The 12,172-nt window shown below is 69.0% G+C and carries 7 protein-coding genes; 2 read left to right on the top strand and 5 right to left on the bottom strand.

Translation table 11 applies throughout. The features are described from left to right. Window positions 1-2: 2 nt before the first annotated feature. Genes ACNQOV_RS10370 through ACNQOV_RS10360 form a run of 3 tightly spaced genes read right to left on the bottom strand, consistent with a single transcriptional unit; the run spans window position 3 to window position 4,273 of the window. Window positions 3-2,696, bottom strand: coding sequence for a bifunctional glycosyltransferase/CDP-glycerol:glycerophosphate glycerophosphotransferase (locus ACNQOV_RS10370; protein WP_416394421.1), 2,694 nt, complete (start codon window positions 2,694-2,696; stop codon window positions 3-5). A gap of 30 nt (window positions 2,697-2,726) precedes the next feature. Next, window positions 2,727-3,455: an ABC transporter ATP-binding protein gene (locus tag ACNQOV_RS10365; RefSeq protein ID WP_416394420.1), complete on the bottom strand. Its 729-nt coding sequence runs from the start codon at window positions 3,453-3,455 to the stop codon at window positions 2,727-2,729. Further along, window positions 3,452-4,273, bottom strand: coding sequence for an ABC transporter permease (locus ACNQOV_RS10360; RefSeq protein WP_416394419.1), 822 nt, complete (start codon window positions 4,271-4,273; stop codon window positions 3,452-3,454). The genes ACNQOV_RS10365 and ACNQOV_RS10360 overlap by 4 nt, the downstream gene beginning before the upstream one ends. A gap of 169 nt (window positions 4,274-4,442) precedes the next feature. Between ACNQOV_RS10360 and ACNQOV_RS10355 the strand changes: the two genes are divergently transcribed. Then, a complete protein-coding gene (locus tag ACNQOV_RS10355) occupies window positions 4,443-5,813 on the top strand; it encodes a glycosyltransferase family 4 protein (protein ID WP_416394418.1) in 1,371 nt (456 codons plus the stop codon). Continuing rightward, window positions 5,810-7,264 carry a glycosyltransferase family 2 protein gene (locus ACNQOV_RS10350; protein WP_416394417.1) on the top strand — a complete coding sequence of 485 codons (1,455 nt, stop codon included), beginning with the start codon at window positions 5,810-5,812 and terminating at the stop codon, window positions 7,262-7,264. Before ACNQOV_RS10355 ends, ACNQOV_RS10350 begins: the two co-directional genes overlap by 4 nt. Window positions 7,265-7,321: 57 nt before the next feature. On the opposite strand, the gene ACNQOV_RS10345 is transcribed toward ACNQOV_RS10350, so the two are convergent. Both ACNQOV_RS10345 and dnaE read right to left on the bottom strand, forming a co-directional pair. Next, window positions 7,322-8,104 carry a hypothetical protein gene (locus tag ACNQOV_RS10345; protein WP_402262124.1) on the bottom strand — a complete coding sequence of 261 codons (783 nt, stop codon included), beginning with the start codon at window positions 8,102-8,104 and terminating at the stop codon, window positions 7,322-7,324. Window position 8,105: 1 nt separating this feature from the next. Further along, window positions 8,106-11,588: a DNA polymerase III subunit alpha gene (gene dnaE / locus ACNQOV_RS10340; protein WP_042723464.1), complete on the bottom strand. Its 3,483-nt coding sequence runs from the start codon at window positions 11,586-11,588 to the stop codon at window positions 8,106-8,108. Between the last annotated feature and the right edge of the window lie 584 nt (window positions 11,589-12,172).

Below are 12,172 nucleotides of genomic sequence, written 5' to 3'. Positions count from 1 at the left end.
CGTCAGCGCGCCGCTGCGGAGACGTCCTCCTGCGTCGGTTCCTTGATCCGGGGAGCCCCGTCGAGCGCTTCCATCGCTCGGAAGACGCGCTCGGAGTTCTGCTCGTCGCGCGTCACGAAGGCTGCTCTCGTGCGGTCCAGGTACCGGGCCGCCGAGACGTAGTCGTTCAGGCCGATGTCCTCGACCGCCGCCTCGACGCCCGGCACGTCGTCCGAGACCGGACCGAAGCCGTCACGCTCGTAGTCGAAGTAGCCTCGTCGGCCGACGTGCGTGCCGTCGAAGAAGGACGACGCGTCGAACTGGAAGTAGACGAGAGGGACGTCGAGGAACGCGGCCTCGAAGCCGAGCGACGAGTAGTCCGTGATCATGAGCGCTGCGCGGGCGAGGACGTCCTGCACGTTCCGCGAGCCGAAGTCCCAGACCTCCACCCACTCGGGGACGTCGAAGTCGTCGAGGTACGGACGCATGTTGGGGTGCGGCATGAAGACCACGCGCTTCCCGGTCCTCGCCGCGACGTCTCGGATCCGTTCGGACCCGATGAGCGCGTTGTACTGCTGCGCGTACTGGCTGGTGAGGAACGCGGGGTTCTTCAGGCGCTCGTTGCTGCCAGGGACCTGCTTGCCCGCGAGCTTCTTGCGCCAGGTCGGCATGATGAGGATCAGGTCTCGTTCGGCGTCCGGCACGGCACGACGCTTTCGGAGGAGCTCATCGTGTCGCGGGAACCCGGTCAGCACGACTTCACGGTCGGTGAACGTGTAGGGCCCGTCCCCCGCGATGGAGGCCTTCTCCTGGGGGGTCACGACCACGAAGAGCTCCGCCGGCTTCGAGTTGACCCACCGCGAGATGTCGTAGTTGGTCACGCCGTGCTGCAGCCACGTGAAGGTGAACCGCGGCTCACCGTAGCGTCGGCGGTCCAACGGGCTCACGACGTAGACGTCGATGTGCGACGACGCGAGGTGGACCGCGTGCAGCAGGAGCTTGCGCCACGCGGCCGACTTGTAGGCCACGAGCCGGAAACCCTCCGCGCGCAGGCGATCCCAGTCCTTGGACCCCGCGTCGAGGACGAACCAGGCATTGATGTCCGGTCGGTTGCGCTGAACCCAGCGGTAGAGGTGCTCGGCGTTGTCGTTCGCATCGGTGTCGCGGTCCATGAAGACCCAGGCGTCCTGGTACAGATCGCGGACGCGCTTCGTCCGGACCGAGACACCGAGCAGCGTGTCCTGCAGCTTCCGCTTGTAGACACCCTTGCGGGTCTTGACGTACACCGCCTGCGCCGCACGCTTCACGTGTCGGAGCGCCGGTGTCGTGACGTCCGCCCACTTGTTCTCGAGCCGCTTCCGCTGGCCGAGGATCTGCGGGTTGAGTTGCCGTCGCGTGAGGGTCTCGTCGGCTTCGTAGCGCTCGCCCCGCGAGAAGGGCACGACGCGGCCGTCGAGCCAGATGCGGGTCAGGCGCCCACGCTCGATCCACACGTGCCGCTGGCGGAGCACGGCTCGGCCGTAGAAGACGAGGTCCTGGTCCTTCTCGTGGACGGGCACCACGTCGCGCCCGTCGACGACGATGCGCTCGGTCGGACGGGTCCCGGTGAACCAGTACGTCAGCTTGACGTGCTGGCGGCGCTCGTCGACGCGCTCGAGCTTGACGTAGGACGGGCGCTCGGACTGACCCGTGTACCCGGTCAGCAACGCCTTCCGCACGGCGAACTCGACCCACATGATGTCGAACGAGTGGATCGCGTCGTCCGAGATCTTCTCGCGGATCGCGGCGACGAGCGAATGGAACTCGTCGAAGGTCCGAGCGGGTGCCAGGGCCGACGGCGAGTTCAGCGCACGTTCGTTCTTGAAGTACCAGAACAAGTCGTACAGGACCGTGTTCTCGAGCCAGCGCGGGACACCGCCCGCTCGCTCGGCGGTCGCGAGGAGGTCCAGGAGCCCGTACCGGAGCACGTCGGTGTACTTGCCCGCGTGGTCGAAGTGGGTCTCCATCAGCGAGGTTCCGTCGCCGCGCATGCGGTAGTGGTACTTCGCGGACGCGAGGACGCCCATGTCGTTCTTGCCGGTCGCGAGCAGGTACCGACCGATGAAGTGCGCGTCCTCGAACACCGGGCGCACCCGGCCGTCGAACTCGAGGCCGTGCCGCTCGATCTCCGCCGTCCGGAAGAACGCCGAGTTCACGGCGAGCTGGATCACGGGTTCCTGCTCGAGGTCGATGATCCGCGATCCCTTCGCGAACTTCATCCGCAGCGGGTGCGAGTTGATGAGTTCCAGGCCCTCGTTCAACCGCATCTGGTGCGTCGCGAGCATGCCGACACGAGGTGCACCGTGGAGGTCGATGAACTTCACGACCTCCTCGAAGTAGCGGTCGTCGAACACGTCGTCCGGATCGGCGAACGTCACCCATTCGGCGTCGAGGTGTCGGATGCCGGTGTTGCGCGCGGCGGCGACCCAGGCGTTCTCCTGCGTCGTGACGACGACGTGGTCCTCCCGTCCGACCGCCCAGGCACGCAGGACCTCGAGACTGTCGTCGGTGGACCCGTCGTCCACGAAGACGAGCTGCGTCTTCGTCAGCGGGTAGGTCTGCCGCTCCAGCGAAGCGAGCAGGTCCGGCAGGTACCGCGCGACGTTGTAGACGGCGAAGACCGCGCCGACCGTGAAGCGGCGGCGCGACGGTGCGGTAGCGGGCGTCAGTTCTGACACGTCTGTCCCCTCGTGCTGTCGAGCCGGAGCTCAGACGGTCTCGTTGTACGCCTTGACGACGTCGTCGGTCTTGCCGATCATCTTCAGCTCACCCTCGTTGAGCCAGGCCACCTCGTCGCACATGTCCTTGACGGTGTTCATCGAGTGGGAGACGAGGATGACCGTGCGGCCCTCCTCCTTCATCTCCTTGAACTTCGTGCGGCAGCGCTTCTGGAACGTGGCGTCACCGACGGCCAGCACCTCGTCCACGACGAGGATGTCCGGCGTCACCGCGACGGCGACCGAGAACCCGAGCCGCACGTACATGCCGGACGAGTAGTTCTTCACGGGCTGGTCGATGAAGTGGCCGACGCCGGAGAACGACACGATGTCGTCGAACTTCCGCGCGACCTCCTTGCGGCTCATGCCGAGGATGGACCCGTTCAGGAAGACGTTCTCGCGGCCGGACAGCTCGGGGTGGAAGCCGGAGCCGACCTCGAGCAGCGATGCCTGCTTGCCGCGGGCGGTGATCGCGCCCTCTTCCGGCCAGAGGATCTTCGCCAGGCACTTGAGCAGTGTGGACTTGCCGGACCCGTTCTTGCCGATCAGTCCGAAGGTGGTGCCGTGCGGCACCTCGAACGAGACGTCCTTCAGGGCCCAGAAGTCCTCGTGCACGGACTTCTTGCCTCGCATGACCATGCTCTTCAGCGAGTCGTTGCGCTCCTTGTACATGCGGAAGCGCTTCGAGACGTGGTCGACGGTAACGGCAGCATCGGTCACAGCAGTTCAGCCAGCTTCTTCTCGTTGCGGGAGAACACGAAGTAGCCGAGTGCGAGCGAGGCGCATCCTGCGATGGCGCACGCGACCAGGTCGGTCCAGTTCGGGAATCGGTTGTCGTACATGAGGTTCCGGAAGACCTCGGAGAACCGCTCGATCGGGTTGAGCTTGTACACGTGGATGATCCACGGGTGCCCGGCCTTGTTCGCCGCGTCCTCGACCAGCGACAACGGGTAGATGATCGGCGACAGGTACATCCACATCTGCAGGGCGATGCCGACGAGGTGCTGCATGTCGCGGAAGTGCACGTTGACGATGGAGAGGATCAGCCCGAGGCCGGCGGCGAACATGGCGAGGAACACCATGGTCAGCGCGATCACGGGCAGGTAGATCCAGAAGTTCGAGCCGGCGATGGCGAGGGCGATGAGGAGCACGCCCATCTCGACGAGCCAGGTGAAGCCGAACGAGCCGACGGCCGCGAGCGGCAGCGTCATCCGGGGGAAGTAGACCTTCTTGATGAGCGAGCCGTTGGCGACGATCGACGTCATGCCGGAGTTGATGACGTTCCGGGCGAAGATCCACGGCAGGAGTCCGCACATCAGCCACAGCGGGTAGATGTTCAGTCCGCTCGGGTCGCCGACCTCGAGCCGCGCCCGGAAGATGAACGAGTACACGATCGTGTAGATCAGCATCGTCGCGAGCGGGTTGATCAGCGACCACAGCTGCCCGAAGACCGTGCGGCGGTACTTGCCCTTGACCTCTCGCGCTGTGAGGTTCGCCAGCAACTCGCGCGAGGACATGAGCTCGTTCAGGTACGTCATGCTTCGGGTGCTGGCTCCTCCGGAGCGCAGACAGCGCGCTCCTCGCGGGATTCGGGGGACGAGGCATTCTCGCACAACCGTTGCATGATGCACGATCCGCACCGTGAACGCTGTCCACAGAAGGTGTCGAGATGACGAAGACTCGCCGAAACCTTTGTAGAGTGACAAGGTGATCGTCAGTTTCGCCAACCACTCCACGGCGCCGGTGAACCTCGGTGGTGCGGAGCGGTCACTCCTCCGGTTCGTCGAGGACTGGCTGACGATCGACCCGACCATGACCCCGACCTTCGTCACGAAGGCACCCCGGGGCAAGTTCATCGAGGCGCTCGACGAGCGCGGCTGGTCCTACGACGCGCTGCGCTTCCGCGGCTGGGCCCTGCCGAGCCCGCAGCCCGCACCGGCTGCGGAGCGCGCCGCGTTCGCCACCGTCGACTACGCGGCCGTGAACGCGATCATCCGGCTCTACGAGCGCCAGCGCCCGGACCTCGTCGTCACGAACACGCTCGTCGCCCCGTGGGCGTCCTTCGCCGCCGCCGTGCTCGGGATCCCCCAGGCCTGGTTCGTCCGCGAGTACGGCGACCTCGACCACGGGTTGCAGTTCCAGACAGGACGCGCCGGGGTCCTCGGCGACATCGGCCTCCTGTCCGGTGCCGTGGTCACCAACTCCGAGGCGATGCGCGCGCACCTCGCGCAGTACGTGCCGGACCACAAGCTCTCCGTCGCGTACCCGACGGTCGACACCACGCGCCTCCAGGCCACCCGCGACCAGACGCCCGCGGTGGCGCCGTTCCCGCAACCCGACCCCGGGCTCCGCATCACGGTGCTCGGCCGCGTCGAGGAGTCGAAGGGCCAGTTCCGCGTGGTCGATGCGCTCGGCGCGCTCCGCGCGCGCGGCGTCACCGCGAGCGTCTGCTTCGTGGGCAGCTGGAAGCACCCGGGCGAGGACCAGCGCCTCACCGACCGCGCCCGGGCGCTCGGCGTCGCCGACCACGTCGTGTTCGCCGGCGAGCAGCACATCCCCGCGCCGTTCATCGAGGCGGCCGACGTCTGCGTCACGCCCTCGACGATCGAGGCGTTCGGCCGCACCACCGCCGAGTACATGACGCTCGGCAAGCCGGTCGTCGCGACCCGCCAGGGCGGGAGCGCTGAGCTGGTCGAGCCCGGGGTCACCGGCACGCTGGTGGACGCGGACGACACCGCGGCCCTCGCGGACGCCCTCGCTGCGTACGCGGCCGACCCCGACTCGGCCAGGAGGCACGGTGCGGCTGCTCCGGAGCGACTCGCCGCCGTCACGGGGTCGGGTCAAGACAACGCCGCCGCGATCGAGCGGCTGGTCGCCCTGGTCGGCACCGAGGGCTACCGGCTCCCCCAGGCCGCGCGCTACTGGTTCGAGCTGCCGGGGGCCTACGCGTCCCTCGGCGCGACGAGCGCCCGCGCCGCGGTGGGCCTGCTCGCGAACCGGGTGCGGTCGCGCTCGGGTGCGGTGGGCCGGCTGCTCGCCCGTCCGGGTGTCGTCGTGCGGAAGCTGGCTCGCCGGTGACCCGCGACCGCCGTGCGGTGACGATCGTCGTGCCGGTCTACGACGACCTGCCCGGACTCGAACGCTGCATCGAGGCGCTCCTCGAGACGGTCGACTTCTCGGTCGACCGGGTGCTGCTCGCGAACGACGTCGGCCCCCGCGTCGACGTGATCGAGGCGCGGATCCTCGAGCTCGTCGGCGACCACGACGGCTTCGAGTACACCCGCAACGCACGGAACCTCGGCTTCGTCGGCAACTGCAACCGCGCGGTCCTCGAACTCGACCGGACCGGCAACGACGTGCTGCTCCTCAACAGCGACACCGTGCCGATGCCTGGGTTCCTCGACGAGATGACGGCGGTGCTCGCCTCCGACGACGTGATCGGCGTCGTCTGCGCCCGCAGCGACAACGCCACGATCGCGTCGTTCCCGTACGCGCGTCGGAACCCGAGCGCGAACCTCGCACCCCGACGGACCCGCGAGCTCCACGGCCGCACGAAGTACCTGCTCCCCCGCCACACGGTCTCCCCCGTCGCGATGGGCTTCTGCTTCCTCATCCGCCGCGAGATGATCGACCGCTTCGGCCTCTTCGACGAGGTCTTCTCGCCGGGCTACGGCGAGGAGAACGACTTCTGCCTGCGCATCAACGAGGAGGGGTTCACCTCGGTCCTCGCGAACCGTGCGCTCGTCCTGCACACCGGGTCGACGAGCTTCAGCGGTGACCGCGGCCCGTCGCTGCGGCTGGAACACGAGCGCATCCTGCTCGAGCGCTACCCGTTCTACGGCGGCGCCGTCGCCCTGTTCCTCGCCCGGTACCGCGACGCGGTGGACGTCTTCGCCGACGCCTTCCTGCCCGACGACGACGTGGTCCGGGTCGCGCTCCACCTTCCCGGCGACCTCACCGACGAGCTCGTCGCCCGCGTCCGCAGCACCCTCGCCGCAGTGTCCGACGACATGGTCGTCACCGTCATCGTCCCCAAGTCGCAGGTGCGCGCGGCCCGGCAGGCCCTGCCGGGCGCGTCGATCGCCGTCGGCGGGCGTCCGCGGCAGATCTTCGACGTCGCCGTCGCCCTGGGCGCGCTGACGACGTTCGCCCAGCTCTCCGCGCTGAACGCCAACGCGCCACGGTGGGTCCTGGTCGATCCCGTCTCGCACGACCACCGCTGGTCGCTCGCGGTCGCGAACCACCGCGCGTCGGCCATCGACCGGATCCTGCGCCGCTTCGAGAACCACAGCACCGTGTGGCACGGCGGCGACGACCTCGTCAAGCTGGTCCGCATGGCCGCGTCGTCCGAGATCGACCCGGTGGCGCTCCGCGCGCGCTGGCACGCGGTGTCCGACATCGCCGAGGCCACGGGGCTGCTCGTGCACCGCGCGACCGTCTCGATCCGCCGACTGACCGCGCTCACCTTCGGTGCGCGGAGCCCCCGTCTCGTGGCGCGCATCCGCGCCATCACCGGCCGCGGGGCCTGACCGGACCACCCGCCGGTCGGGAGGCGCGGGGCGGCGCCGCCCCGCGCCTCCTGGCCGTCAGACGAGCGCGTCCACGACCGGATCGTGCCGGTGGGCGGTGGCCGGGTCCCACGCGTCCAGCAGCTGCAGCGTCGCGATGCGGAACGCGAGCGCCCGCACGAGGAGCTGCGCCCACTCGGCGATCCCGTCGCCGAGGGCGCCGACCGCGTCGACCGGGTACCCGTGCCAACACACGGCGTCCACCGCGGCGATGGCCGCGCCGAAGCCGGCGGGACGCCAGGACGGTGGCCAGTCGATCACCGTCGGCGGCTGACCGTCGGCGAAGAGGACGTTGCCGAGCAGGTCCCGGTGCACGAGCTGGGACGGCGACCGGACCGGCCGGAACGCGGCACCGAGCCGGTCGAGGGCGGGCTGCCGCGGGAGCGGAGCAGTCCCCCAGGCCATGCCGTCGGCACGACTCCACGCGTCGTCGGCATGGTCGAGGAAGGCCGGGCGGTCCAGGTGCGCGACCGCCTCGTGGAACGCCGTCCCCGCGGCGATGACGTCGGCCACCCGGGTCGGGACGGCATGCCCCGGCACCCACTCGAGCGCTTCCCACTCGCCGACGCGCCAGGACCCCTCGGACGTCGGGACCGGCCGTGGTGTGCGGAACGCCGGCGTGTGCTCCAGCTCGGCGAGGACCTCGGCCCGCCAGTCCGTCACCGCCGCGCCGTCGTGCGGCCGGAGGACCACGGTGTCGGCGCGCCAGGTCAGCCCGCGGCCGCCCGCGAGCAGGACCGGTCGGGCACCGGCCACCCCGAACGCCCGCAGCACGGCGGGGTCGGGGCGGACGGGCAGCACGTCAGACCAGGCAGCGCGGGCCGAGCAGGCTCTTCAGCTCGCCGAACAGGTCGGGCGTGAGGTTCACCGGGAACGGCAGCTCGAAGGTACGAGCCACGTCGTCCTTGATGAGCTTCAACCTGACCTCGGTCTCGCCGCTGTGCCGGCCGAGCACGGCGGCGAGCTCGGTGACCGTCGTCGTGGTCGCCTGGCGCTCGGGCAGGCTCAGCGTGAGCGGTCCGGACCCCATCGCGTCACCGACGTTCGGCTGGAACATGCTCACCGCGTGCAGGGCCTTGCCGTCGTCGCGGACGTTCACCCGCCCGCGCAGGACGACGATCGAGTCGGCGACGAGGGACGGCCCGAACTCCTGGTACGTCTTGCCGAGGAACATCACGCCGATCTGCCCACCGAAGTCCTCGATGTCGACGATGCCGTACGGGTTGCCGCTCGACTTCGCGACCCGGTGCTGGACGCTCGTGAGCAGGCCGGCGACCGTGACGGTCTCGCCCTCGACCGAGTCGTCGGCCGCGATGAGGTCGGCGATGGTGATCGACTGGTGCTTGGCGAGCTCGATCTCGAGCCCGGCGAGCGGGTGGTCGGAGACGTACAGGCCGAGCATGTCGCGCTCGAACGCGAGCTTGTCGCGCTTGGACCACTCCGGCCGGTCCGGGACCTGCGACACCACGGCCGCCGAGGGCTGTTCCTCGGCCACCTCGGCGAAGAGCGAGTCGAAGTCGAACCCGACGTTGCCGTGGGCCTCGTCGCGCTTGACCTTCACCGCGCCCTCGACCGCAGCCTCGTGGATCTCGACGAGCGCCCGGCGGGAGTCGCCGAACTCGTCGAAGGCACCGGCCTTGATGAGCGACTCGACGGTGCGCTTGTTCGCGGACGAGATCGGGATCTTGCGCAGGAAGTCGTGGAACGACTCGAACGCGCCCTTCTCGGTGCGGGCCTTCACGATGTCGTCGACGACGTTGAACCCGACGTTGCGGATGGCGCCCATGCCGAAGCGGATGTCCTCGCCGACGGCCGCGAAGAAGCCGATCGACTCGTTGACGTCCGGTGGCATGACCTTGATGCCCATGCGGCGGCACTCGTTGAGGTACAGCGCGAGCTTGTCGCGGGCGTCACCGACACTCGTCAGCAGCGCCGCCATGTACTCGGCCGGGTAGTGCGCCTTGAGGTACGCCGTCCAGAACGACACCACGCCGTACGCCGCCGAGTGCGCCTTGTTGAACGCGTAATCGGAGAACGGCAGCAGGATGTCCCACAGCGTCTTGATGGCAGCGGCCGAGTAGCCGTTGTCCTGCATGCCCTTCTCGAAGCCCGCGTACTGCTTGTCCAGCTCGGACTTCTTCTTCTTGCCCATCGCGCGGCGGAGGATGTCCGCTTGGCCGAGGGAGAACCCGGCGACCTTCTGCGCGATGGCCATGACCTGCTCCTGGTAGATGATCAGGCCGTAGGTCGTGCCGATGATGTCCTGCAGGGGCTCGGCGAGCTCGGGGTGGATCGGGGTGATCGCCTGCTCGCCGTTCTTGCGGAGCGCGTAGTTCGTGTGCGAGTTCGCACCCATGGGCCCCGGACGGTACAGGGCGATGAGCGCCGAGATGTCCTCGAAGTTGTCCGGCTTCATCAGGCGCAGCAGCCCGCGCATGGGCCCACCGTCGAGCTGGAACACACCGAGGGTGTCACCGCGCTGCAGGAGCGCGTACGCCTCGGGGTCCTCGAGGCCCATGGTCTCGAGGTCGAGCTCGATCCCGCGGTTCGTCTTGATGTTGTCGAGGGCGTCGCTGATGATCGTCAGGTTCCGGAGGCCCAGGAAGTCCATCTTGATCAGGCCGAGCGACTCCGCTGCCGGGTAGTCGAACTGCGTGACGATCTGGCCGTCCTGCTCACGCTTCATCACCGGGATGATGTCGATCAGCGGGTCGCTCGACATGATGACGCCGGCGGCGTGCACGCCCCACTGGCGCTTCAGCCCCTCGAGCCCGAGCGCGGTGTCGAACACCGTCTTCGCCTCGGGGTCGGTCTCGACGACCGTGCGGACGTCCACCGCCTCCTTGAAGCGGGGGTGGTCCTTGTCGAAGATCCCGGTGAGCGGGATGTCCTTGCCCATGACGGGCGGCGGCATCGCCTTGGTGAGCTTCTCGCCCATGCCGAAGGGGAACCCGAGGACGCGCGAGGAGTCCTTGAGTGCCTGCTTCGCCTTGATGGTGCCGTACGTGACGATCTGCGCGACGCGCTCGGACCCGTACTTCTCGGTGACGTACTTGATCGCCTCACCGCGGCGCCGGTCGTCGAAGTCGACGTCGAAGTCGGGCATCGAGACGCGGTCCGGGTTGAGGAACCGCTCGAAGATCAGACCGTGCCGGATCGGGTCGAGGTCGGTGATGCGCATCGCGTACGCCACCATCGAGCCGGCACCGGAACCACGGCCGGGGCCGACGCGGATGCCGTTGTTCTTCGACCAGTTGATGAAGTCGGCGACCACGAGGAAGTACCCCGGGAAGCCCATCTGGTTGATGATCCCGACCTCGTAGTCGGCACGCTCCTGCACCTCGGGCGTGATGCCCTCGGGGTAGCGGTACTCGAGCCCCTTCGCCACTTCCTTCTCGAACCACGAGTGCTCGGTCTCACCGTCGGGCACCGGGAACTTCGGCATGTAGTTGGCCGCGGTGTCGAACTCGACGTTGCACCGCTCGGCGATGAGCAGCGTGTTGTCGCAGGCCTCGGGGTTGTCGCGGAAGAGGTGCCGCATCTGCTGCGGGGTCTTCAGGTAGAACTCGTCGGCGTCGAACTTGAAGCGGTTCGGGTCGTTCAGGGTGGAGCCGGACTGCACGCACAGCAGCGCCGCGTGCGACTTGGCGTCGTGGGCGTGCGTGTAGTGCAGGTCGTTCGTGCCGACCAGCGGGATGTCGAGGTCCTTCGCCAGGCGGATCAGGTCGCTCATGATCCGTCGTTCGATCTCGAGCCCGTGGTCCATGACCTCGGCGAAGTAGTTCTCCTTGCCGAAGATGTCGCGGTAGTCCGCCGCCGCCTTGACGGCTTCGTCGTACTGCCCGAGCCGCAGGCGCGTCTGGATCTCGCCGGAGGGGCAGCCCGTCGTGGCGATGATGCCCTCGTGGTACTCCTCGAGCAGTTCGATGTCCATGCGGGGCTTGAAGTAGTACCCCTCGATCGACGCCTTGCTCGAGAGCCGGAACAGGTTGTGCATGCCCGTGGTGTTCTCGGCGAACATCGTCATGTGCGTGTACGCGCCGGAACCGGACACGTCGTCCCCGCCGCCGTCGCCCCAGCGGATGCGGGTCTTGTCGGTGCGGTGGGTGCGCGGCGTGATGTACGCCTCGGTCCCGATGATCGGCTTCACGCCGCCGGCCTTGGCGGCCTTCCAGAACTCGAACGCGCCGAACATGTTGCCGTGGTCGGTCACCGCGACGGCGGGCATGCCCTGCGCCGCGGTTTCGGCCACGAGGTCGCCCAGCCTGGCGGCGCCGTCGAGCATCGAGTACTCGCTGTGCACGTGCAGGTGGACGAAGGAGTCGGAATCCGACACGGAACCTCCGGTTCGCGGGAGCTGCTGCGGTCTGGGAACAGCCTAACCGCGACCGAGGACAAACCCGGGCGCGTCGGCGCGGTCGCCGGGCCCCGGCGCGGCACACACGCGGACCGCGACGCCGAGGTCGCGCAACACGCCGCGCGCGTGCCGCCCAGGTCGCACGATGTGTCGCTCCTCGGCGCCGTGAGCGACAGATCCAGCGACCTCGCGGACGAGGTGGCCGGGCCCGAGGTTGCCGGGTCCGGCGAGCCTGGCGCCCGGCGCGACCGACACCGGACGGGAGGCACGGTGCGGGGCCGGCCCGCGCCTCCAGGCCGTCGGGGGTCGCCCAGCGCCCGACGCGACGCGACGCCGAGCGGGCGGGACACGGCGCGTGCGTGCCGCCGAGCGGGCGGGACACGCCGCGTGCGTGCCGCCGAGCGTGCAGAACGTGCCGCTCGGAGGCGCCGAGCGTGACGTATTTCGCCCGCTCGGCGGGACGGGACGGGGCCGCGCGGGACGGGACGGGGCCGCGCGGGACGGGCCCGCGC

The sequence above is a fragment of the Curtobacterium sp. LFS084 genome, from assembly GCF_047977705.1.
Lineage (GTDB): Bacteria > Actinomycetota > Actinomycetes > Actinomycetales > Microbacteriaceae > Curtobacterium.
The sequence above is the reverse complement of the archived record's forward strand: the minus strand, read 5'-3'. Positions and strand labels throughout refer to the sequence as shown.

Bases quoted from the DNA above. Each gene is read 5' to 3' on its own strand.
- ACNQOV_RS10360 (WP_416394419.1), bottom strand. From the start codon at position 4,273: ATGACGTACCTGAACGAGCTCATGTCCTCGCGCGAGTTGCTGGCGAAC.
- dnaE (WP_042723464.1), bottom strand. From the start codon at position 11,588: ATGCTCGACGGCGCCGCCAGGCTGGGCGACCTCGTGGCCGAAACCGCG.